The sequence below is a fragment of the uncultured Streptococcus sp. genome, from assembly GCF_901875575.1.
Taxonomy (GTDB): domain Bacteria; phylum Bacillota; class Bacilli; order Lactobacillales; family Streptococcaceae; genus Streptococcus.
On sequence record NZ_CABFMF010000009.1, the window covers coordinates 20366 to 42705 of the forward strand.

A 22340-nucleotide genomic window follows, 5' to 3' on the forward strand; every position below is an offset into this window, starting at 1 on the left:
AACTAAAATAGAAAAAGATACCATTACAAAAATTGCCTTCTATTAAAAAAACGAACCAGCTTGACTGATTCGTTTTCTTACGTTTATCTCCTACTTACGATACATTTTAAACTGTAGGAAGAGGTCGCTATATTTTCCTGTCCATTTATGGTCAAACTTCTCATAAACTTCTAGGTGTTTCATGGTTTCAGCATCTGGATAGAAGGCTTTGTCTTCTTTTTTCTCCTCTGGGAGCAATTCCTTAGCTGGTAGGTTTGGTGTTGAATAGCCGACATACTCCGCATTTTTAAGAGCATTTTCAGGTTTCAACATAAAGTTGATAAAGGCATAGGCTGCATCTTGGTTTTTGACTGTTTTGGGAATGACCATATTGTCAAACCAAAGATTGCTAGCCTCAGTCGGTACCACATAGCGGAGATTTTCATTTTTTTCTAGCATTTGGCTGGCTTCACCAGAGAAGGTCACGCCGATAGCAGCGTTATTCTGAATCATGTAACCCTTCATCTCGTCCGCCACAATAGCCTTTATATTTGGAGTCAATTTGTAGAGTTTGTTTACTGTCTCTTCCAACTGCTGCGGATTTTTGGAATTGAGGCTGTATCCGAGGGAATTAAGCCCCAGTCCCAGCACCTCACGCGCCCCATCAAAGAGCATGATAGAGTTCTTATACTCTGGTTTCCAAAGGTCGTCCCAATGCTCAGGCGCTTGATCTACCATGGTTTCATTGTAGACAATTCCTAAGGTTCCCCAGAAGTAAGGGATAGAGAATTTATTGCCTGGGTCAAAGGACTGGTTGAGGAACTCTGGTCCGATATTTTCAAGACCTTCAAGTTTTGAATAGTCAAGCGGTACCAAGAGGTCTTCGTCCTTCATCTTGTTAATCATGTATTCACTAGGAATGGCAATATCATAGGTCGTTCCACCCTGCTTGATCTTGGTATACATGGCTTCGTTGGAATCAAAGGTCTCATACTGGACTTGGATTCCTGTCTCTTCTGTGAACTGAGTCAAGAGTTCAGGATCGATGTAGTCCCCCCAGTTGTAGATAACCAATTTTTGACTATCTCGGCTATTGATTTTACTATCTAAATGCGTCGCAATTCCCCACAAGACCAGGATGATGGCTGCAATTCCTGCTAAAAATGAATAGAGTTTTTTCATGCTTGCTCCTCCTTCTCACGTGAGATAAAGTAATATCCTACAACTAGGATAATACTAAAGAGAAAGACAAGGGCAGACAGGGCATTGATCTCTAGCGAAATCCCCTTCCTAGCACGAGAGTAAATCTCGACTGATAGGGTTGAAAAGCCATTTCCCGTTACAAAGAAGGTCACGGCAAAGTCATCTAGCGAATAGGTGAAGGCCATGAAATAACCTGCAATGATAGACGGAGTCAGGTAAGGAAGCATGATTTCCTTGAACATCTGAAATTGACTGGCACCAAGGTCATAGGCCGCATGAATCATATCGCCATTCATTTCCTTAAGACGTGGCAAGACCATCAAGACCACGATAGGAATGGAGAAGGCCACGTGACTAGATAGAACGGTCAAAAAGCCAAGTGAAAACTTGAATTGGGTAAAGAGAATCAAGAAGCTGGCACCAATCATAACGTCAGGCGCAACCATGAGGATATTATTGAGTGATAGAAAGGCTTCTTGGTATTTCTTACGAGACTGGTAAATGTAAATAGCACCGAAAGTCCCGATAATGGTCGCAATCAAGGCTGATAGAAAGGCCAAGAAAAAGGTCTGAGTCACAATCAACATGAGACGACTATCGCCAAACATGGTTTTAAAATGGCTCAAGCTAAAGCCTGTAAAGCTATTCATGTCGTTACCTGCATTAAAGGCGTAGCCAATCAGGTAAAAAATCGGCAGGTAGAGGACAAGAAAGACCAGTCCCAGATAAAGGTTGGCAAATCTTTTCATCGTTCTCTCCTTTCCTTAGTCACCCACATGGTGATGAACATGGTCAGGATGAGAATCACACCGATGGTAGAACCCATACCGTAGTTGTCATTGGTTAGAAAATTCTGCTCAATGGCAGTACCTAGTGTGATAACGCGGTTTCCACCAATCAAACGGGTCAGCATGAAGAGACTCAAGCTGGGAATAAAGACAGACTGAACCCCACTTCTCACACCGTTCATCGATAGAGGGAAGATGACATGACGGAAGGTCTCCCACTTGGTCGCACCAAGGTCATAGCTGGCATTAATGAGATTGTTATCCATATCGTCCAAAACATTGAAAATTGGCAAAATCATAAAGGGAAGCTCGATGTAGCTTGCGACAAAAATAAAGGAGAAATCGGTAAAGAGCAATTGCTGTGAACCGATTCCGATGAATTCCAAGAATTGGTTAATAGAGCCATTTTGACCAAAAATTCCGATAAAGGCATAGGCTTTAAGGAGCAAATTGATCCAGGTAGGCAGGATAATCAGCATAAGCCAGAGTTGACGGTGTTTGAGACGAGTCAAAAAGAGGGCTGTTGGATAGCTGATAAGCAAGGTCACAAAGGTCACAACGCCTGCATAAAGCACTGAGTTGAAACTCATTTTTAGGTAGGTCAAGTTTTGTGACGCAAAGTAAGACTTATAATTTTCTAAACTGAATTGTCCTTCAATATTGAAAAAGGATTGACCGAAAATCAAGACCAAGGGTGCCAACACAAAGAGGGCGATCCAGAGCATGTAGGGCACTACAAAGAGTTTAGAGCTTGTTTTCTTCATCTCTTTCCTCCTCGATTGCATTGATCAGACCTGCTTCCTGCTCTTCGATTTCTACGTATTCTTCGATACGAGCATCGAACTCTTCTTCGGTTTCATTGAGACGCATGATGTGGATGTCTTCTGGTTCAAAGTCCAGACCGATTTCCTCACCCACAATGGCCTTACGAGTCGAGTGGATCATCCATTCGTTTCCAAGTTCGTCATAGGCGATAATCTCATAGTGCACCCCACGAAAGAGCTGGGTATCCACCTTAACTTGGAGCTTGCCTTCTTCAGGAAGGGTAATACGCAAGTCCTCTGGACGAATCACGACTTCAACAGGCTCATTTGGCTTCATCCCCCCATCGACCGCTTCAAAGCGTTTGCCGTTAAACTCAACCAAGTAGTCTTCAATCATGGTACCAGGCAAGATATTTGACTCACCAATAAAGGTAGCAACAAAGTGGTTGATTGGCTCGTCGTAGATATCCACAGGAGTTCCAGACTGGACAATCTCGCCATCATTCATAACGAAAATCCAGTCACTCATGGCGAGAGCTTCTTCCTGATCGTGAGTAACAAAGACAAAGGTAATGCCCAATCGTTGTTGCAGTTCACGCAATTCATACTGCATATCTGTTCTTAATTTCAAGTCTAGCGCTGACAGAGGCTCGTCCAACAAGACCACACGGGGTTGGTTGATGATGGCACGGGCAATTGCCACACGCTGACGTTGTCCTCCAGAGAGTTTACGGATGGAACGTTTTTCGTAACCTTCCAACTGAACCATCTTGAGCACTTCCGCTACGCGTTGCTCGATTTCTTTCTTGTCAATCTTACGCAAGCGAAGTGGAAAGGCAACATTTTCAAACACATTCATATGTGGAAACAAGGCATAGGATTGGAAGACCGTATGGACGTCTCGCTTGTTGGTTGGGATGTCGTTGATTCGCACTCCATCGAGTAAAATGTCTCCTGTCGTCGCATCCAGCAAGCCTGCAATGATGTTAAGGATGGTTGATTTTCCTGAACCAGATGCGCCTAGAAGGGTATAGAATTTCCCCTCTTCCAACTCAAAGTTGATATTTTTGAGAACCTTAGTGTTGCTGTCTTCAAAAACTTTAGAAACGTTTTTGAATTCAATAATTGGTTTTTTCAATTGTCATATATTCCTTCTTTTTCATAAATTGACAGATTCGGACTCTGTTAGGCCACAAAGAAATCCTGGAAAGAGGAAATGAAAGTAAAAACTGATTGTCTTCCCCTCTCTTAACTAAATAAAGTAAGGGGTGATTAACTCCATTTCCTTACTTACTTTCTCCTAAAATACGGACTTCTCTCTCAAGGGTCACACCGGAATGTTCCTTGACTTTTTCAATTACCGACTCAATTAAATCTTCATAGTCTTTAGCCGTTCCATCAGCAACGTTAATCATAAATCCGGCGTGTTTTTCTGAAACTTCTACTCCACCGATACGATAGCCCTTAAGTCCCGCTTCTGAAATCAACTGGCCTGCAAAATGACCCACTGGACGCTTAAAGACAGAACCGCATGATGGATATTCTAAAGGTTGTTTGAGTTCACGTAGGTGAGTCAACCGCTCCATTTCTTGCTTGATAACCTGATGATTCCCTGGAGACAGGGCAAACTTAGCTGACAAGACAACAGCTCCTGAATCCTGGATAGCTGAATGACGGTAACCAAAAGCCAAATCATTAGCAGACAGAGTTTCGATTTCGCCATCCTTTGTCAAGACCTTACAAGATTGCAAGATATGGGCGATTTCCCCACCATAGGCACCCGCATTCATAAAGACAGCACCACCGATACTTCCAGGGATGCCACAAGCAAATTCAAATCCAGTCAAACTGTGGCGGAGGGCAATGCGTGTCGTTTCAATCAAGTTGGCTCCAGCTTCTGCCTCAATGGTATAACCATCAACTGAAACGTTATTGAGCTTGTCACACAAAATAACAAAGCCACGAATACCTCCATCACGAACAATGATATTACTAGCATTCCCCAAAACCATCCAAGGGATATTTTCTTGATTAGCAAATTTAATAACTCTAACTAGCTCATAGCGATTTCGGGGGAAGACCAAATAATCAGCCTCCCCACCTACTTTTGTATAACTATAGCTATGCAAGGGTTCCTTAAAACGAATATCAATTCCTTCTAAAATTTCAAGTATTTTTTCTCTTACTGACATGGTACTCTTCCTTTTACAAAATTCATTCCATTATACCATTTTTATGACCATTTGACGACCCTAAAAAGACCTTGGGGTTATTTTAAACAAAAAAGAGGTTTCCCTCTTTTTATGATTTTTTGCAAAATATGTTCTTGGTTACATAGACAACTAGAATGAGTTCAACTAGTAGAATGACTTCAACCAAGACTGGACTTGTAATCCATCCTACTTGAGCTAAAGAAGGTGCAAGATCAAAGACAGCATGTAGACCATAGGCTGCTAGGAGATAAATCCATTTCTTCTGACGAACAGCTTGGTAAACCCAAACGGTCAAAAGTAATTGGAAACCTAGAGCCAAGATTCGTTCAAAAGCAAGCAAGTAAATTTGCCAGACAGACAAAGACTGGATAGTTTTCAACATATTTTCAGACAGCAATTGCATGACCTGTGGATTCTGAGTTTGAACTGCCGAAAGCACGATGTAAAGATTGAGGAGACTAGCAAGACCTAAGAAAATCAATTCCAAACCACCATGACCTAACCCATAAGCCAAGGCATCTGCCTTTTCCAAATTTCTCTTTTTCTCCAACCATTTGAAGAAAATAAGGCGAGCTGTTTCCTCAAAAAATGCTGCCATGGCTAGGCCATAAAAGATATAGAAAAGCGGATGGTCTTGCAAGAGGGTAATACTACCATCTTTTTGAGGATGCAAAACCAAAACATGCACCAGTTTTTCCAAAATCTGTGAAGAGAGAAAGAAGGCAACTGCCCCCAATCCCAAGACAGCTAGACTGATCTGATATTTCTTTTTGGCATACCAAATGCTCACTATCAAGAAAGCCAGCAACAGCACCATGGTAATGATAATATGAACGGTCATTTTCGTCTCCTATTCTGCCTTTTCAATATCTTTTCTCATCTCTTCTACATTAAACTTAGCAAACAAGTATTGACGATCTTGGACTGGAAAGCGTTGATCCAACTGGTCAACTGCTCCCACTTCAATAACTCCTTCTTTAATGACAAAATCCATCACATGGCCCCCAAAAGTTAGATCATCTGAGATAAAATGCAAATGGTAACCTGCAACACTGACCCCGTGAAAAATTTCAGGGGTCCAAAAACCAACAATAGTTCCTGTAACATTCTCACAGCTATACTCTGGTTGTTTGGTTGCTACATCGGCAAATTTGATATCTGGTGTGGACTTAGGAATCATGCGAACATGCATATGGCTAAATTCACCATGAATCTTTATAGATCTGAAAAGATTTTCCCCATCGTAATAAGACTCAATCCTCGCTTCCAATTCCTTATCAGTCATTTCAAAGCGCTGGCGGAAAATAACCTCTGCTTGATGCGGAACAACTGCAGCATATGGAATTAGAGCATTAGGAGACACCTCCACAATCTCTGGCTGCTCACCAGAGCCTTTGGCTTGATAGGCCTTCCCATCTAGAACAATCAATTCCCCATCAATTGAATCCAAGGTTCCCAAACCAAGGTCACCATGCTCTAGCAATTCTCCCACAGTCATGGTTCCGCCGTAAAGGCCAGCCATCAAGGCTCCTAGCGTATTGTATTGAAATAATTTCACTGGTTCCTGCACGTTCTTATCCATTCACTTTCTTGTCTGTTATACTCAATGAAAAGCAAAAAGCAAACTAGGAAGCGAGCCGCAGGCTGCTCAAAGCACTGCTTTGAGGTTGTAGATAGAACTGACGAAGTCAGTAACCATATCTACGTCAAGGCGAAGCTGACGTGGTTTGAAGAGATTTTCGAAGAGTATTATTCTATAAATGTTACTCCTAAGTATACCATATTTACCGCTAGATGTGAACGAGAGAAACACCCTAGACATTGCCAAGAAGGAAAAAAAAAGGTACAATGTAACAAAATCAAGGGAGGTCTGGAATGAAGAAACAAAGCAAGTACCAAGAGGTCGTTTCCTATCTGAAAAATGCTATCGAGTCTGGACGCTTTCCGACGGGTAGTCTGAGATTTTGACAGAAACAAAACTTGAACTAGTACAACAACCCCTAAGGAACACACTTCCCTAGGGGCCACTTTTTATTTAACTAAATCATTATTTATTTTTTGTTCCTATCAAACATAAATATTGTATTAATAATTGCAAAAATAAATGCAAACAAAAGGATTTTCCAAAGGATAAATTTTTGTAACACTAAATACGCATATACAAATCCAATCAAAAAGCTAATAATCGCTTCTTTAATAAGAAATTTTTTATCACGCATTATTCCATACCTCACTGAACTGCCCAAATAGGCAATTGCCTGGCAATGATATAAATATTTGTTTTAAGTCCATTAGCTTTAACAAATCTTAGTACCACTTTAGCTAATTATGAACAAGCCTGTTTCTACGCATACTTAACAATTAGCGAAACATTAATCATAGCAAAAAATTCTTCTCGTATTTTGCCCACTATACATCCTCCCATCCCAAGGGACTCTGTCATAGGGATTATTAATATTAGTTTCTAATTCATTTTCCACAAGAACAATATCTTTTTGAGAAAAGTTTTTATAAACATATTCAGTAACATTTTTTCATTAACTCCATTTCTAAACATTTGTTCAAGAACATTGACTACATCATCTATTTGTTTTTGCTCTTGGGTACTAATTTCAGAAACTTCCGTGATAGTTACATCATCAGCAAATACTCTAACAGAAGCTATAGAAGGAGACATAATAGAAAATATTGATAATACAACAAGAGCTGTGCTTACGGTTTTTTTAATTTCATAAAAAACACTCCTTTCAAGTCACAAATGTATATTACTGATAAAATAACTTGATTTTCTGATTTAAACTCCTTTCTAACAAGTTATTAGTATACTTTTATTTTTCAATTCTGTTATACCACGGAAAGAAAGCGATTTCAAGCATTTTCCTAAAAACATGGGCAAGTAATTAGGGGAAATTAGCATGAAAACTTTTTAAAACAAACCAACCCCAAATAAAAATACACATTTTGTTTTAAAGAGAAAAAAGGTTACGAAAAACTGTCACATCCGCATTTGGTTGCTCTCTGATTTCAAAAAAGTATGAAAGATGGTAGTATACCACATTTACCGCTAGATGTGAACGAGAGAAACACCCTAGACATTGCCAAGAAGGAAAAAAAAAGGTACAATGTAACAAAATCAAGGGAGGTCTGGAATGAAGAAACAAAGCAAGTACCAAGAGGTCGTTTCCTATCTGAAAAATGCTATCGAGTCTGGACGCTTTCCGACGGGTAGCCGCCTGCCTTCCATCCGTCAACTGAGCCTTGACTTTCACTGTAGCAAAGATACCATTCAACGAGCGCTACTGGAATTACGGCATGAACAATATCTCTACGCCAAACCCCAGAGTGGCTACTATGTGCTGGAACAGGGACAACATCAAGACTTGGAAATCGAAGTCACTGACGAACATGCCAGTGCCTATGACGATTTCCGACTCTGTGTTAACGAAACCTTGATAGGACGTGAAAACTACCTCTTTAACTACTATGATAACCATGAAGGATTAGATGAACTTAGACAGTCTGTTCATAAACTTCTCTTTGAGCAGGGGCTTTACTGTAAACCGGATCAACTGGTTCTCACATCTGGTACCCAACAGGCTCTCTTCATTCTCTCTCAGATTACGTTCCCAAGTCAAACAACTGATATCTTGGTCGAACAACCGACCTATCATCGGATGAACCGTCTCTTGATTGCTCAAGGGCTCTCCTACCAAACTATCGAAAGACGAATTAATGGCATAGACATTGAAGAACTTGAAAGTCACTTCAAGACTGGAAAGATAAAGTTTTTCTACACCATTCCTCGTTTTCATTATCCTTTAGGTCATTCCTACTCAGAAGAGGAAAAAAAATCCATTCTTTCCTTGGCCTCTCAGTACAATGTTTTCATCGTGGAGGATGATTATCTGGGAGACTTGGATGCAAAAAAAAATCCATCCTTCCACTACCTAGACAGGGAGGATCGGGTGATTTACATCAAATCCTTCTCAACCAGCCTTTTTCCAGCCCTGCGGATTACGGCACTCATCCTACCAAATTGTATCAAAGAAGCCTTTGTTGCCTACAAAAACATCTTAGACTATGATAGCAATCTCATCATGCAAAAAGCCCTATCACTTTACATTGATAGTCAATTATTTGAAAAAAACAGACTAGCTAGATTGGTTGGTCAAGATCGTTACCAAAAGCAACTAGAGGAAATAGTGGACCGACTTCCTTGTCCCCTTCCCCACTTTCCCTTACATGACGGAGTCTTATTAGACCTCACCCACTACCCTAAAATTGCCAGTCTCAAACACAGCCAACTGGGCTTGGACTTCTTTGAAGATGCTTACTTAGGTGCCTGCCCTTATCAATTTGTCAAGGTATCCTTAGACAATCTGGAAAAGGTTTTAAACTATTTAAAAGCAGAATTGGACTGACTTCCAACTCTGCTTTTTGCTTATTGTTCAACTTCTGTTAAGCTTGCTGCTTTTTCAAGATATTTTTGATAGGTACCGTCATCCTTGAGTTTTTGGATAACCTTGTCCACCACTTCTTTCAAATCAGCACTGTTTTTTCGAAGGGCAACTGCATTAGCTTCGCCATCCTTCATCTTCAAGCTGACAGTTGCGACAGCTAGATCCGCATTTTTAGCAGCATAACTAAGCGCAACAGGCTCATCCATATGAACAACATCTACTTTTCCAGCCTGTAGTTCATTGACTGCTTCACCCATATTCGTTAGGGAAGTTAATTGAGCTTTTGGCAATTGTTCCTTGACCATTGATTCTGGAACAGTTCCTTTTTGGGCTGCAATATTGGCACTTTCAAGGCTTGGTAGATTCTTGTATTTTTCTACATCAGCCTTACGAACCAAGAAACTCATCTTGTTTTCATAGTAAGGGATTGAAAAGTCAAAGACTTCCTTTCTCTCTTCAGTAGCGCTAATTCCCGCCACTGCTAGATCAGCCTTACCTGTTTGTAGACTGGTCAAGACATTGTCAAAACTCATGCTTGAGATTTCCAACTTAACTCCAAGTTCATCAGCGATAGCTTGAGCCATATCAATGTCCGCACCGACTACCTGATTTTTCCCGTCAACCAAGGCTTGGAATTCAAAAGGTGCATAATCAGGACTAGTCGCCACAACTAATTTCCCCTTTTGCTTAATGGCCTCAACAGCTGACTGAGAACCATTAGAACCTGACTGACAAGCTACTAAGAAGAAACTTGCAAGAAAGCTACATAAAACAAATATCCATTTTTTTGATTTCATAAATAAACAACCTCTCTGTTAATTTTGTATAATTATAACTCTACACAACTTACTTGTCAAGTGTTTTTTGAATTTTTTATCTCAAAATTATTTTTTAAATACAAAAAAAGAGCTTTTATCTGATCGATAGCTCCTTTTTATACAAAATAACCCCAACTTACAATTCTACAATCTTACCTGTTTCAAAGTAAACAACCCATTCACAGATATTTTTTGCATAGTCTCCAATACGTTCCAAGAAGGCAATCACTTGGAAATAATCACGACCTGTAACGATGGCATCTGGATTTTTCTTGATTTCTTCCGTAGCCAAGTCACGAATACTATCAAAGTAATGGTTGATTTTTTCGTCCATGGCTGCTACTTCATAGGCCTGATCCACTGAACCATTCAGATAGAGTTCAAGGGCTGCTTCAACGAAGTTCTTGACATCGCGACCCATTCTCTTGATTTCTTCTTCAACAGCTGGGATACGTTGCTCCCCCTTCATACGAATGGCTGCTTTTGCAATGGAAACGGCATGATCCCCCATACGCTCCAAGTCAGATACGGCTTTTAAGACTGTTAGAACAGTACGCAAGTCTTGAGAAACTGGTTGTTGAAGGGCAATCATTTCAAATGATTTCTTCTCCAATTTCACCTCGTATTCGTTTACCTCTGCATCGTCTTCGATGACTTCTTTGGCCAAATCACGGTCATGCGTAACAAAGGCACGTACCGTACGATTGATTTGGGATAGCACTTCTTGTCCCATAGCATAGAACTGGTTGTGCAATTTCTCTAAATCTTCTTCAAATTGAGAACGTAACATCATTTATCTCCTTATCCAAATTTTCCTGAAATATAATCTTCTGTTTCCTTATGTTGTGGGTTGAGGAAGATCTTCTTAGTATCGTTAAACTCGATCAAATCTCCAGCTAGGAAAAATCCTGTCTTGTCAGAGATACGAGAAGCTTGTTGCATGGAACGCGTAACCAAGAGCATGGTGTATTTATCTTTTAAACCATACAAGGTTTCCTCAATTTTACCAGCTGAGATAGGATCCAAGGCTGAAGTCGGTTCATCCAAGAGAATGATTTTAGGACTAGTTGCCAAGACACGGGCAACACAGACACGTTGCTGTTGTCCACCTGAAAGCCCGATAGCTGAATCATGTAGGCGATCCTTGACCTCATCCCAGATGGAAGCACGTTGCAAGGCTTTTTCCACTGCTTCATCCAGAACCTGCTTGTCCTTCACTCCATTGATACGAAGGCCATAAACAACATTTTCGTAGATAGACATAGGGAAAGGGTTTGGTTGTTGAAAGACCATACCGATTTCCTTACGCAATTCAACTGTGTCTGTACGTGGGCTGTAAATATTGTGGCCGTTATAAACCACCGAACCAGTTGTGGTCACCTCTGGATTGAGATCCCCCATGCGGTTGATAGCTTTAAGAAGAGTTGACTTTCCTGAACCAGATGGGCCAATCAAGGCTGTAATTTCCTTAGGTTGGAAGGATAGGGAAACACTATTCAAGGCCTTTTTTTGATTGTAGTAAACGGACAGGTCTGACACCTGTAAAATCGCTTCTGTCATACTGTTTCCTTTCTATCCAAAGTGTCCTGTTACGTAGTCATTGGTTGACTGCAGTTTAGCATTTTGGAAAATATTAGACGTCTTATCATACTCGATCAAGTCACCCAAGTAGAAAAATCCTGTGTAGTCACTAGCACGCGCAGCCTGCTGCATACTGTGGGTCACGATGATGATAGTAAAGTTCTTCTTCAATTCCAACATGGTTTCTTCCAGCTGGGCTGTCGCAATTGGATCCAAGGCTGACGCCGGCTCATCCATCAAGAGGATATCTGGTTTAACAGAGATAGCACGAGCGATACAGAGACGTTGCTGCTGACCACCTGAAAGGGTCAAGGCTGACTTGTGCAAATCGTCTTTGACCTGATCCCAAAGAGCAGCCTGACGAAGAGAGGTTTCCACAATTTCATCCAAGACTTGCTTGTTCTTAACACCTGCTCGTTCATGAGCAAAAGTGATATTGCGATAGATAGACTTGGCAAAGGGATTTGGTCGTTGGAAGACCATTCCGATGTGTTTACGCATCTCATAAACATTGATTTCTGGACGGTTGACGTCGATTCCTTGATAGAGGATTTGACCTGTGACCTTGGCAATATCAATGGTATCATTCATACGGTTGAGACTGCGGAGGTAGGTTGATTTCCCTGATCCAGATGGGCCAATTAAGGCTGTAATTTTATTTTTTTCAAATTGCATATCGATGCCCTTGATGGATTCTTTTTTACCGTAGTAAACATGTAAATCCTTGGTAGAGAGGGCCACTTTCTCTTCAGGAAAGGTGATGATATGCTTTTCATCCCAATTATATTTTGACATGGCTTCTCCTTTAGGCAGCGGTTAATTTCTTATGTAAATAGCTTCCGAGTTTGCGGGCTCCAAAGTTAAAGATCAAGATAAAGATCAAAAGAACTGCTGCAGAACCTGCTGAAACAATCGTAGCGTCTGGAATGGTTCCTTCACTGTTAACTTTCCAGATATGTACTGCCAAGGTTTCAGCTTGACGGAAGATGGAAATTGGACTGGTAACACTAAGAATATTCCAATTAGACCAGTCTAGTGCTGGTGCAGATTGCCCTGCAGTATAGATAAGAGCAGCAGCCTCACCAAAGATACGACCAGAGGCCAAGACGACACCCGTTACAATACCTGGAAGGGCTTCTGGAATGACCACATGAACCACAGTCTCCCAGCGTGAAATCCCAAGGGCTAAGCCTGCCTCACGTTGCGTATGGTGAACATGCTTTAAGCTATCTTCAACATTACGAGTCATCTGAGGAAGATTAAAGACTGTCAAGGCCAAGGCTCCTGAAATGATTGAAAATCCATACTCAAACTGGACTACAAAGATCAAGTAACCAAAGAGACCTACAACCACAGATGGCAATGAAGACAAGATCTCAATACAGGTTCTGACAAAGTTGGTCACAGGACCCTTTTTTGCATATTCAGCTAGGAAAATCCCAGCTCCCATAGACAAGGGTACAGAGATAATCAAGGTGATGACCAAAAGGAAGAAGGAATTATAGAGCTGAATTCCTATCCCCCCACCTGCTTGGTAAGAAGATGATTTGCCTGTCAAGAAAGACCAAGAGATATGGGGTAAACCACGAACCAAGATATAAAGAATCAAGGATGCCAAGATGGCCACAATAATCCCTGCGATTGTGTAGAGGACAGCTGTTGCAATTTTATCTAATTTCTTAGCGTGCATAGTTTTTCTTTCCTCTCTCTTTCGTAATCAATTTAATCACACTGTTGAAGGCCAAACTCATCAAGAGCAAGACTAAGGCCAGTGACCAGAGAACGTTATTGTCAACGGTTCCCATAACGGTATTTCCAATACCCATGGTCAAAACAGAAGTCAAGGTCGCAGCAGGTGTTGTTAGTGAAGTTGGGACAACGGCTGAGTTTCCGACTACCATCTGAATAGCCAAAGCCTCACCAAAGGCACGCGCCATCCCAAAGACAACAGCGGTGAAAATCCCTGAACGCGCTGCCTTTAAGGTTACGCGCCAGATAGTTTGCCAACGAGTTGCCCCCATAGCCAAACTAGCTTCGCGGTAATGACGAGGCACCGCACGTAAGCTGTCCGTTGTCATAAAGGTTACCGTCGGTAAAATCATGACAAAGAGAACAAAAATACCTGACAAAATCCCAAATCCAGTTCCACCAAATACACTACGAACAAAAGGAACAACGACCTGCAAACCGATAAATCCATACACGACTGAAGGAATTCCAACTAGCAATTCAATGGCTGGTTGCAAGATTCTAGCACCTTTTGGCGAGACCTCGGTCATAAAGACAGCTGCACCAATGGCAAAAGGAGTTGCGATAAGGGCTGATAGGATTGTGACAATAAAGGAGCCCAAAATCATGGGAAGGGCACCAAATTGTTTACCTGAAGGATTCCAAGTTTGTCCAAAGAGGAAATCAAAGATGTTGACCCCATTGACAAAGAAGGTCGACAAACCTTTTTGGGCTACGAAAATCAAAATCATGGCCACAATGATGACGATCAACGACAGACAGGCAAAGGTCAAGCCTTTTCCTAATTTCTCTAAACGAGAGTTCTTTGAGGGAGAAAGTAATTTTTTAGCTAATTCTTCTTGATTCATTAGTGACTCCCTTCTAGTGCTGTCACCGTTCCTACAGCATCTTTTTCAACCTTCATTTCCTTAACAGAAATATAGCCCATCCCCTTAACGATTCCACTTTGCGCTTCATCTGAGAGGACAAAGTTGAGAAATTCTGCCACCAATTCGTTGGGTTGACCTAATGTGTACATGTGTTCATAGGACCACAAAGGCCAGTTATTGGTAGTCACATTTTCTGAAATCGGCTCATAGCCATTCAACTTCATACTTTTTACAGAATCATCCACATAGGCAAAAGCGAGATAAGAAATAGCTCCTGGTGTCTGTGAAACGATTGATTTAACCATCCCATTTGAATCCTGCTCTTGACTCTGTACAGCAGATTGACCATCCATGATGACACTGTCAAAGGTCGCACGTGAACCAGAACTTGCCGCACGGTTAATAATGGAAATGGCTAGGTCTTTCCCTCCCACCTCTTTCCAGTTGGTTACTTGACCTGTGAAGATGCTACGGAGTTGTTCTGTTGTTAGATTTTCAACATCAACTTCCTTATTGACAATGACAGCTAATCCAGCTACTGCAACCTTGTGGTCCACTAAAGCTGAGGCATTAATCCCGTCTTTTTCTTCAGCAAAAACATCTGAATTTCCAACATCAACTGCACCAGACTGAACTTGAGACAAACCTGTACCAGAGCCTCCTCCTTGAACATTAACTGTTTTGCCAAGGTGCCTAGTGCCAAATTCATCTGCTGCTGCTTCAACAAGAGGTTGAAGAGCAGTGGAACCGACAGCTGTCATGGATTCTCCACGATCAATCCAGCTCGCACATCCCGCCAGAGAGCCTACCAGCAAGAAAGCTGCAAGGGTTAAAGCGAGTTTTTTCCTTTTTTTCACTGTTTTTCTCCTTGAAAATAATGGTGAATACTTTGAATTTTTCATACTATTTATTTATCTATTTCTTTTTTAAAATAAGAGCTGACTGCCCAATCTAGCCTAATATTACAAGAAATGTATCAGATTATTATCTGAAATATTTTTCACTTAAACTGAAAAACTATTTAAAAAAATCCATACTTCCACTATAACATAGACAAGCTACTTTGACTAGTATTTTCACTTAAAGCGTAGACCTTTTGGATAATAATTTTTCAAAATATTTCCAGTCACTTTTGCAAATCCTAAACCATTCCCTTGAACTAAAACTTGATACCATCCATTCGGTAAAGCCTCAGCCAGTTGAATGGTTTCTCCAGCTACATACTTGCTAAAATCATCCTGTCCGATTTCAACTGATGTTTTAACCTGACTAGGTTTCAAAGCCAAACCAAGGGCAAAACTTGGTTCAAATCGCTTCTTCTTAAAAATTCCCAGGTGTAAACCATTCCGAGCAATCTTGAGTTTTCCTAAGTCCGGTAAACTTTCTGGCAAGAGATAAAGTTGATCTCCAAAAGTTTGTAGGATACCGCTCAAGGAAATTTTTAGGTGTTTTTGGACAAAGTCCTGCCACAAACTGACTTGCTCACGACTGAGATTGCTCTTACTTGCCTTATATTTAGGTGCTTGATTATGACCCTTAAACTGTAAATGGGCTACAAACTGTCCTTCCCCCTTAAAATGATGAGGATACATACGAGCTGTTTCTGACAAGTCAATGCCTGCTGTCATACCATTTATCTGTTCAATAGGCAGTAGCTCAAACTCATACTCATCCAAGAGCCATTTAACAATTTCCTCATTTTCCTCGGGTGCCCAAGTACAGGTTGAATAAACCAAACGACCACCTTCTGCTAGCATGGTCACTGCATCCGCTAGAATTTCTCTTTGCAAGCTAGCACATTGACTCGGATAATCCAAGCTCCAATAGTCCATAGCATCTGGTTGCTTACGAAACATCCCTTCACCAGAGCATGGGGCATCAAGAACGATTAGGTCAAAATAGCCTTTAAAGACCTTGGCCAAGCGGTCAGCAGATTCATTGGTTACTACTACATTTCTAGCGCCAAAGCGCTCCATGTTTTCAACCAAAATCTTAGCCCGTTTGCTAGAAATTTCATTAGAAACAAGAAGCCCCTCCCCTGCTAGATAGGCTGCTAGTTGAGTCGATTTACCACCTGGTGCAGCTGCCAAATCCAAGACTTTCATTCCAGGACTGGGCTGGGCTACCTGAGCTACCATTTGAGCAGCCGGTTCTTGAGAATAAACGAGACCTGTTACATGCTCAGGTGATTTACCTGAAACCTTACCATAATGTCCCCAAGGTGTTTGAGGAATGGCATCTGGGAAGGAAACTGGTGATTCTTTTAAAGGATTGACCCGAAAGGCTGAAACGGCTTCCCCCTCAAAAGAGGCAAGAAAATCTCTTGCCTCATCTCCTAGTATCTCTTTATATTTTTCAACAAATCCTTCTGGAAATTGCATTTAGTTTTCTTTCCTTTCGTATAAATAGGACTGAATTTCCTCCCGCATTTCAACAGGAACCATCATAACAGCCTGTCTGGTTTTAAAATCTAGGGCTTGTCCTGAAAGGGTCACAACTTTATAGCCAAGACTTTCTCCCAAAATACTAGCAGCAGCATAATCCCATGGTTGCAGATAGGTCACATAGGTCAATAAGCAGCCTGACAAAATCTTAGCAAAACTAATTGCCGCGCTTCCATAGACACGTACTCCAAGGGCTGCACGACCTAGATCGGCCAATCCCCATTCATTTTTCTCTAACATTCCTGCATTAGCTGCAATTAGAAAATCTCCGAGAGGTTTTCTTTTAAATGTAGGTAAGGGGCTTTCATTTAAACAAACAGGAAAAGCTCCTCCACCATGGTAACAGTCCCCTTTGACCACATCATAAATCAGCGCAAACTGGCCCTGCCCATTTTCAAAATAGGCAAGCATAATAGCAAAATCCTCCTGCTGGGCCACAAAATTATTGGTACCATCAATGGGATCAATCACCCAAACCGCCCCTTCTTTTACGGAAGCACGCAGACAACCTTCTTCCGCACAAATAGAGTCCTGAGGATAAAGGGATAAAATTTGATCAACTAAGAAGTCCTGAACTTCCTTGTCCAGACGAGTCACGAGGTCAGTAGGAGAAGATTTAGTTTCTATCTGTAAATCTTCCTCCATGTGGTCAAGAATATACTGGCCTGCTTGCTTGACAAGGCTTTTGGCAAATTCAAATTTACTTTCCAAGAGAAATCTTCCCTTCTCCTTTTTCCTTAGCGGCCTCTACTGCTCGGTATAGCGAATAGCCACTTACCGTTTCAAATTCTCTCCCCAAACGTTTCTCTTCGCTCTTACTTGGAACGACATTTTTAAAGGCCTTATAAGAGTCTAATAACTTTCTAGCTTCTATCTTTTCTTCGTAGGCAGCTTCAACATCATTAAAAAAATAAAGCACTGAAGCAAGTTCTTCAGTGCTCCACGACAAATCTAGTGGGTAACTATACTGTTTGTTCATCTAACTAATACCAGCTCTCAATCTTGCTTCTTTCAGTTCTTGCTTTCGGTAACTACGAGGGAGAAAGGCACGAATCTCATCTTCATTAAAACCAATCTGCATGCGCTTAGCATCAATAATGATTGGACGCCGCAAAAGGCTCGGATACTGCTCAATTAAATGAAGCAGCTCTGATACTGAGATACTCTCCACATCGATATTCAATTTTTGAAAAATTTTTGAACGAGTTGAAATGATGTCATCAGTACCATTTTCGGTCAAGGAAAGAATGTGTTGCAATTCTTTTCTTGTTAGAGGACTGGTCATAATATTGTGCTCCTCAAAGGGCACCTTATGCGTCTCTAACCAGGCCTTTGCCTTACGACATGATGTACAGCTCGGTGATAAAAATAGTGTAATCATGCTGTTCTCTTCTTATCTATACTTTGCTATTTCTATTATACAAAAAAATAAAGCGCTTGACTAGAGATTTTTGGAAAAAAAGCCTCTTTTTTTCAGAGAAAAATAGACTGTTGACGAACAATTGATAGATTCTAGATTTGGTTAATTCACTCTTAACGATGGTTTCAAATGATATGCATTTTAATATATACAAATAAAAACATCTTTCAATTCACTTCCTACGACTTTTCAGATACAGATAGCCAAAGAAGCTTTCATAGAGGGCAAAAAAGAGGAGAAAGGCATGAAGGAAGAAAGTCTCTGGTAGAATCAAAATAACTGGATCCTTAGCTGGATCAAAAAGCCAAGTATCATCGCCAACAAAGAGAATTTGATGGAAAAGGGTAAAGAATTGATCAAAACCAATCAAAACTCCTACTAATCCGATTAATAAAGGCAAGAAAACTAAGAGTAAGAGACTCTTCCTAAAGATTGACAGAAAGCCCTTTTTCACAATCTTTTTGACAAAGTAATAGAAAATTGGCAGGGTGACCAAAGCAAGTAGCTGAACAAGATGAAATAGATTCTTTACAACTGCAAAGTGATGCAGACCAGCTTCTGATGAACGAAAATCAGGCATCTGCAAGATATGATAAAAAGGATTTGTCAGGTAATTCATCAAGATATGAAAGTTGTACTGAATGGTTTCTGGTTTCAGATAGACTCGATCCGTTAAGTTCAGCCACTGAATTTCCAGCGGATAAAAAAACCAAGCCAGATAAATGGTCAGGAGGATTGAGAGAGAGAGGAGAAAGAGCATACTTCCCCAAAAGGTCAGTTTAGTTTTCATCAAAATTCCACTCCGCTAAACTAGAAAGAACATGAGTTGGTGCAATTGGCAGGTCTGCTACTTCTTCTTCCTTAGTAAAACCAGTCGTTACTAGGAGCGTTGGAATCCCATTATCGATTCCTGCTCGAATATCTGTCAGATAGTTGTCCCCGACCATAATCAAATCTTCTCTATCAAAACCAAGATGCTGGACAGCCTTATCCATAATAATGGCATTTGGTTTTCCGATATAAACGGCTTTAACTCGTGTAGCCGCTTCAAGAAGGGTCACCAAAGAGCCTGCTCCAGGTAAAAGACCACGTTCTGTAGGAATATTGAGGTCAGGATTGGTTCCGATAAAGTGGGCACCTTTTTGAATAGCAAGGGTCGCCGTCGCAAATTTTTCGTAATCCACCTGCCAGTCTAAGCCAACTACTACATAGGCTGGATTTTCGGTATCTTCAATGTATCCAGCTTCCTTAATGGCTTCTTTAAGACCAGCCTCTCCTATAACATAGGCTGTCTTTTCTAGTCCCAAGTCATTCATGTAGTCAATGGTTGCCAAGGTTGCCGTATATACAGTTGATAAGGGAGTATCAATATCAAAATTCTGAGCTAGCATTTCCTGAACACTCTCAGGAGTACGTGTAGTATTATTGGTCACAAACAGATAGGGAATATTTCGCTTCTGTAACTCATGAACGAAAGCCTCTCCTGCTGGAATCCGATTTTTCCCCTTGTAAATAGTCCCGTCTAAATCAATTAAATAGCCTTTATAAGTCATCTTTTACATCCTTTTTATTTCTTGCCAAGTAATGATAGCCTGTGCATTTGTTGCCCCATCACTTATAATCTCATGTTTGCTTTCATATTCGTTCAATTCAACAGCTGAAGTAATCATTCCTCCTGGTTTAACTTCCTTAACATATCTTAGATTAATCTTCCTGGGAATATGCTTAGTCAAGAAGTCAGCCCCCATTACCTCAAAAATCCAATCTAGGTATTTACTGTTATTGACATGGCCATTCATATCCAAATCATAAAAACGAACACGATAGTCCTTGCTGCTTGGATTTTCCAAATTATCGTACTTTGGGCCTCGAATTAATTTTTTAGAAAACTCAGACTGGTAGGGAGCAACAATCTCTGGCTCAACACTATGAACTTTTCGACTATCACGATTCATGAGGACAAAAGTTGCCATCATATGGATAAGCTCTTGTCCTCCATCATCATAAATGGTAAATTGACGATAACAAAAGAGTCGATTATAACTAATGGCTTCTGTTTCGATGGTAATTTCTTCCGCAAAACGAGGCAAACGAACCACATCGATTTCATAGTCTGTGATAATCCAAACCAAGTTGTACTGGTCCAACACAGTCTTATCACTAACTCCTAGCTCAATTGACTGCATTCCCGATACTTGCAAGGATAGCAAAATTAAGTCTGGTAATTTGATATGACCGTTTATGTCAGCCATATCAAAAGGAATTTTCATCTGCATTTGATAAGTTAAGCCCATAATTCTACTCCAAAATAAATCGTTCTGCTACGGTATCTCCCAAAAAGAGACCCTTCTTTGTCATTCTCACACGATCGCCATCTACTTGCATGAGTCCTTGTTGGATCAAATCTCTGACGATTTCACCATAAAGTCTATCAAAAGAACATTGGAATTTTTCTTCAAATCGGGGCATGGAAACTCCTGATTTCTTGCGGAGTCCTAGGAACATTTCTTCTTCCATTTGCTCCTTTTGACTCAGATGCTCTTCTGTGATGCGAGCATTGCCTTCCTCAACTGCACTAAGATAATGACGAATGGGACCATGGTTTTTATAGCGAACACCATCCACATAACCAGAAGCACCTGCACCGATACCATAATACTCTGCATTGTCCCAGTACATGAGATTGTGACGACTTTCAAAACCGGGTTTAGAGAAATTGGAAATTTCATAATGCTCAAAACCAGCTCGCTCAAGCTCAGTTATGATGTATTCAAACATCTCTGCTTCCAGTTCCTCTTTAGGAAGGGGCAATTTCCCTCTTCGCATTCGATTCATAAAGACCGTATGATTTTCCAAAATCAAGCTATAAAGGCTCATATGGGGAATATCTAACCCTATGGCCTTAGCAACATTTTCCTTAACCTGGTCCATGGTCTGACCGGGAAGGGCATAAATCAAGTCGATGGAAATATTATGAAAACCAGCAAGTTTGAGACGGTCAATATTTTCATAAATATCCTGTTCCAAATGACTACGCCCAATTTTTTTAAGCATTTTGTTATCAAAAGTTTGAACACCTAGCGAAACACGATTGACAGCTGAGTTTTTCAAAACAGCTATCTTATCCGCATCCAGGTCACCCGGATTGGCTTCAATGGTCAACTCCTCCAAGACAGACAAGTCCAAGTTTTTAGTCAATCCATCCAATAATACCTCCAGTTGCGGAGCTGATAGTGCTGTTGGTGTCCCACCACCAATATAGAGGGTTCGCAACTTTTGAATATCATAAGAACGAAACTCTTCTAACAGATGTTCCAAATAACTATCTACTGGCTGATTCTTGATAAAGACTTTTGAAAAATCACAATAATAACAAATCTGGGTACAAAATGGGATGTGCACATAAGCTGATGTTGGTTTTTCCTGCATAGTAATTATTATACCACAAAAGCGAACAATACTTAGAATTCCGTTTAACAAAATCCTAGCATTGTTCGCTTTCTCTATCTAAACATCCTTTGTATTTTATGGCTAAAATGATTCTTAGAACCAATCTAGCTTGTCTTTACAACACAAAAGAATGACTGTTGCTGTGACTAAATTTTATTTTAGTCTTCTTTTTTCTTTCCAAGAGCAAGTCCTAAACCGCTTAGAATACCAAGAAGTCCTAGAGAGGCAAGAGTCGCATTTGATTCTGTTCCTGTATTTGGCAATACATTTTGAGAATCATTTGCTTTAGCTTCATTATCACTAGCATTTGGAATTGGAGTTGTTAATGAAGCTGTATCTTGACCAGAATTTCCATTGGTAGCAGGTGTTACGGTTGGTGTCAGTTTCGCTGGCGTTGTTACCACTGGGACTTCTTCAGTTGGTTTGCCTGGTTCTGTAATCTTAGCTACTCCTGGTACTTTACCATCTGGCAATTCACTATTTGGTACTGTACCTTTGCCGTCTTCTCCAATGATTACAGTAATGGTGTTTCCATTCTTACCTGGAATCTCTACCTTGGTTCCTGGTGGGTATGTTGACCCATCTGGTTTCTTAGGTGTTAC

The 22340-nt window shown here is 40.7% G+C and carries 25 protein-coding genes; 2 read left to right on the forward strand and 23 right to left on the reverse strand.

What is annotated here, in order from left to right:
- Positions 1-90 precede the first annotated feature (90 nt).
- The 7 genes from QZ114_RS02070 to budA all read right to left on the reverse strand — a co-directional run bounded on the left by QZ114_RS02070 (position 91) and on the right by budA (position 6529).
- Positions 91-1161, reverse strand: coding sequence for an ABC transporter substrate-binding protein (locus tag QZ114_RS02070; protein WP_295499228.1), 1071 nt, complete (start codon positions 1159-1161; stop codon positions 91-93).
- The gene (locus tag QZ114_RS02075; RefSeq protein ID WP_295499231.1) at positions 1158-1931 is read right to left on the reverse strand and encodes an ABC transporter permease; all 774 of its coding nucleotides are present in this window, start codon (positions 1929-1931) and stop codon (positions 1158-1160) included. Before QZ114_RS02075 ends, QZ114_RS02070 begins: the two co-directional genes overlap by 4 nt.
- Positions 1928-2734, reverse strand: a complete 807-nt coding sequence (locus tag QZ114_RS02080) for an ABC transporter permease (protein WP_045606044.1) — start codon at positions 2732-2734, stop codon at positions 1928-1930. The genes QZ114_RS02075 and QZ114_RS02080 overlap by 4 nt, the downstream gene beginning before the upstream one ends.
- Positions 2715-3872, reverse strand: coding sequence for an ABC transporter ATP-binding protein (locus tag QZ114_RS02085; protein WP_295499237.1), 1158 nt, complete (start codon positions 3870-3872; stop codon positions 2715-2717). The genes QZ114_RS02080 and QZ114_RS02085 overlap by 20 nt, the downstream gene beginning before the upstream one ends.
- A gap of 148 nt (positions 3873-4020) precedes the next feature.
- Positions 4021-4926: a UDP-N-acetylmuramate dehydrogenase gene (murB, locus tag QZ114_RS02090; protein ID WP_295499240.1), complete on the reverse strand. Its 906-nt coding sequence runs from the start codon at positions 4924-4926 to the stop codon at positions 4021-4023.
- Positions 4927-5035: 109 nt separating this feature from the next.
- The gene (locus tag QZ114_RS02095; protein ID WP_295499243.1) at positions 5036-5788 is read right to left on the reverse strand and encodes a YhfC family intramembrane metalloprotease; all 753 of its coding nucleotides are present in this window, start codon (positions 5786-5788) and stop codon (positions 5036-5038) included.
- A gap of 9 nt (positions 5789-5797) precedes the next feature.
- Positions 5798-6529 carry an acetolactate decarboxylase gene (budA, locus tag QZ114_RS02100; protein WP_295499246.1) on the reverse strand — a complete coding sequence of 244 codons (732 nt, stop codon included), beginning with the start codon at positions 6527-6529 and terminating at the stop codon, positions 5798-5800.
- Positions 6530-6553: 24 nt separating this feature from the next.
- On the opposite strand from budA, the gene QZ114_RS02105 reads away from it, so the two are divergent.
- Positions 6554-6826, forward strand: a complete 273-nt coding sequence (locus QZ114_RS02105) for a hypothetical protein (protein WP_295499249.1) — start codon at positions 6554-6556, stop codon at positions 6824-6826.
- Positions 6827-8096: 1270 nt separating this feature from the next.
- Positions 8097-9368: a PLP-dependent aminotransferase family protein gene (locus tag QZ114_RS02110; RefSeq protein ID WP_295499253.1), complete on the forward strand. Its 1272-nt coding sequence runs from the start codon at positions 8097-8099 to the stop codon at positions 9366-9368.
- 20 nt (positions 9369-9388) lie between these two features.
- Here the strand turns inward: QZ114_RS02110 and QZ114_RS02115 are convergent, their stop codons facing one another.
- From QZ114_RS02115 to QZ114_RS02190, 16 genes are all read right to left on the reverse strand, one after another.
- Complete coding sequence (locus QZ114_RS02115; protein ID WP_295499255.1) at positions 9389-10204, reverse strand: ABC transporter substrate-binding protein; 816 nt, start codon at positions 10202-10204, stop codon at positions 9389-9391.
- A gap of 157 nt (positions 10205-10361) precedes the next feature.
- Positions 10362-11015, reverse strand: a complete 654-nt coding sequence (phoU, locus tag QZ114_RS02120; protein WP_000946458.1) for a phosphate signaling complex protein PhoU — start codon at positions 11013-11015, stop codon at positions 10362-10364.
- Between the two features lie 11 nt (positions 11016-11026).
- A complete protein-coding gene (gene pstB / locus QZ114_RS02125) occupies positions 11027-11785 on the reverse strand; it encodes a phosphate ABC transporter ATP-binding protein PstB (protein WP_295499260.1) in 759 nt (252 codons plus the stop codon).
- Positions 11786-11797: 12 nt separating this feature from the next.
- Positions 11798-12601, reverse strand: coding sequence for a phosphate ABC transporter ATP-binding protein PstB (pstB, locus tag QZ114_RS02130; protein WP_295499265.1), 804 nt, complete (start codon positions 12599-12601; stop codon positions 11798-11800).
- Positions 12602-12611: 10 nt separating this feature from the next.
- Positions 12612-13496 (reverse strand): phosphate ABC transporter permease PstA, encoded by an 885-nt coding sequence (gene pstA, locus QZ114_RS02135; RefSeq protein WP_295499267.1) that lies wholly within the window; start codon positions 13494-13496, stop codon positions 12612-12614.
- Positions 13486-14403 carry a phosphate ABC transporter permease subunit PstC gene (gene pstC, locus QZ114_RS02140; RefSeq protein ID WP_001070903.1) on the reverse strand — a complete coding sequence of 306 codons (918 nt, stop codon included), beginning with the start codon at positions 14401-14403 and terminating at the stop codon, positions 13486-13488. Before pstC ends, pstA begins: the two co-directional genes overlap by 11 nt.
- The gene (locus QZ114_RS02145; protein WP_295499272.1) at positions 14403-15281 is read right to left on the reverse strand and encodes a phosphate ABC transporter substrate-binding protein PstS; all 879 of its coding nucleotides are present in this window, start codon (positions 15279-15281) and stop codon (positions 14403-14405) included. Before QZ114_RS02145 ends, pstC begins: the two co-directional genes overlap by 1 nt.
- A 219-nt stretch (positions 15282-15500) precedes the next feature.
- Positions 15501-16805: an RsmF rRNA methyltransferase first C-terminal domain-containing protein gene (locus tag QZ114_RS02150; protein ID WP_295499275.1), complete on the reverse strand. Its 1305-nt coding sequence runs from the start codon at positions 16803-16805 to the stop codon at positions 15501-15503.
- On the reverse strand, positions 16806-17579 hold the full coding sequence (locus QZ114_RS02155; RefSeq protein WP_295499278.1) for an inositol monophosphatase family protein: 774 nt from the start codon (positions 17577-17579) through the stop codon (positions 16806-16808).
- A complete protein-coding gene (locus QZ114_RS02160) occupies positions 17569-17847 on the reverse strand; it encodes a UPF0223 family protein (RefSeq protein ID WP_295499281.1) in 279 nt (92 codons plus the stop codon). Before QZ114_RS02160 ends, QZ114_RS02155 begins: the two co-directional genes overlap by 11 nt.
- Positions 17848-18249 (reverse strand): Spx/MgsR family RNA polymerase-binding regulatory protein, encoded by a 402-nt coding sequence (locus QZ114_RS02165; RefSeq protein WP_007556665.1) that lies wholly within the window; start codon positions 18247-18249, stop codon positions 17848-17850. It lies immediately after the preceding gene.
- Positions 18250-18460: 211 nt separating this feature from the next.
- Positions 18461-19078 (reverse strand): TIGR01906 family membrane protein, encoded by a 618-nt coding sequence (locus QZ114_RS02170; RefSeq protein WP_295499286.1) that lies wholly within the window; start codon positions 19076-19078, stop codon positions 18461-18463.
- A complete protein-coding gene (locus QZ114_RS02175; protein WP_295499289.1) occupies positions 19068-19841 on the reverse strand; it encodes a TIGR01457 family HAD-type hydrolase in 774 nt (257 codons plus the stop codon). Before QZ114_RS02175 ends, QZ114_RS02170 begins: the two co-directional genes overlap by 11 nt.
- Positions 19842-19844: 3 nt before the next feature.
- Complete coding sequence (locus QZ114_RS02180) at positions 19845-20582, reverse strand: acyl-[acyl-carrier-protein] thioesterase (RefSeq protein WP_295499292.1); 738 nt, start codon at positions 20580-20582, stop codon at positions 19845-19847.
- 4 nt (positions 20583-20586) lie between these two features.
- Entirely contained in the window at positions 20587-21717 is a 1131-nt protein-coding gene (gene hemW, locus QZ114_RS02185) for a radical SAM family heme chaperone HemW (RefSeq protein WP_295499295.1), read from the reverse strand.
- A 179-nt stretch (positions 21718-21896) separates the two neighbouring features.
- The coding region (locus QZ114_RS02190) for an LPXTG cell wall anchor domain-containing protein (RefSeq protein ID WP_295499298.1) at positions 21897-22340 on the reverse strand (444 nt) is incomplete at its 5' end.

Coding starts and splice junctions, on each gene's coding strand:
- QZ114_RS02070 (WP_295499228.1), bottom strand. CDS start 1,161: ATGAAAAAACTCTATTCATTTTTAGCAGGAATTGCAGCCATCATCCTG.
- QZ114_RS02075 (WP_295499231.1), bottom strand. CDS start 1,931: ATGAAAAGATTTGCCAACCTTTATCTGGGACTGGTCTTTCTTGTCCTC.
- QZ114_RS02080 (WP_045606044.1), bottom strand. CDS start 2,734: ATGAAGAAAACAAGCTCTAAACTCTTTGTAGTGCCCTACATGCTCTGG.
- murB (WP_295499240.1), bottom strand. CDS start 4,926: ATGTCAGTAAGAGAAAAAATACTTGAAATTTTAGAAGGAATTGATATT.
- QZ114_RS02095 (WP_295499243.1), bottom strand. CDS start 5,788: ATGACCGTTCATATTATCATTACCATGGTGCTGTTGCTGGCTTTCTTG.
- budA (WP_295499246.1), bottom strand. CDS start 6,529: ATGGATAAGAACGTGCAGGAACCAGTGAAATTATTTCAATACAATACG.
- QZ114_RS02105 (WP_295499249.1), top strand. CDS start 6,554: ATGAAAAGCAAAAAGCAAACTAGGAAGCGAGCCGCAGGCTGCTCAAAG.
- QZ114_RS02110 (WP_295499253.1), top strand. CDS start 8,097: ATGAAGAAACAAAGCAAGTACCAAGAGGTCGTTTCCTATCTGAAAAAT.
- QZ114_RS02115 (WP_295499255.1), bottom strand. CDS start 10,204: ATGAAATCAAAAAAATGGATATTTGTTTTATGTAGCTTTCTTGCAAGT.
- phoU (WP_000946458.1), bottom strand. CDS start 11,015: ATGTTACGTTCTCAATTTGAAGAAGATTTAGAGAAATTGCACAACCAG.
- pstB (WP_295499260.1), bottom strand. CDS start 11,785: ATGACAGAAGCGATTTTACAGGTGTCAGACCTGTCCGTTTACTACAAT.
- pstB (WP_295499265.1), bottom strand. CDS start 12,601: ATGTCAAAATATAATTGGGATGAAAAGCATATCATCACCTTTCCTGAA.
- pstA (WP_295499267.1), bottom strand. CDS start 13,496: ATGCACGCTAAGAAATTAGATAAAATTGCAACAGCTGTCCTCTACACA.
- pstC (WP_001070903.1), bottom strand. CDS start 14,403: ATGAATCAAGAAGAATTAGCTAAAAAATTACTTTCTCCCTCAAAGAAC.
- QZ114_RS02150 (WP_295499275.1), bottom strand. CDS start 16,805: ATGCAATTTCCAGAAGGATTTGTTGAAAAATATAAAGAGATACTAGGA.
- QZ114_RS02160 (WP_295499281.1), bottom strand. CDS start 17,847: ATGAACAAACAGTATAGTTACCCACTAGATTTGTCGTGGAGCACTGAA.
- QZ114_RS02165 (WP_007556665.1), bottom strand. CDS start 18,249: ATGATTACACTATTTTTATCACCGAGCTGTACATCATGTCGTAAGGCA.
- QZ114_RS02170 (WP_295499286.1), bottom strand. CDS start 19,078: ATGAAAACTAAACTGACCTTTTGGGGAAGTATGCTCTTTCTCCTCTCT.
- QZ114_RS02175 (WP_295499289.1), bottom strand. CDS start 19,841: ATGACTTATAAAGGCTATTTAATTGATTTAGACGGGACTATTTACAAG.
- QZ114_RS02180 (WP_295499292.1), bottom strand. CDS start 20,582: ATGGGCTTAACTTATCAAATGCAGATGAAAATTCCTTTTGATATGGCT.
- hemW (WP_295499295.1), bottom strand. CDS start 21,717: ATGCAGGAAAAACCAACATCAGCTTATGTGCACATCCCATTTTGTACC.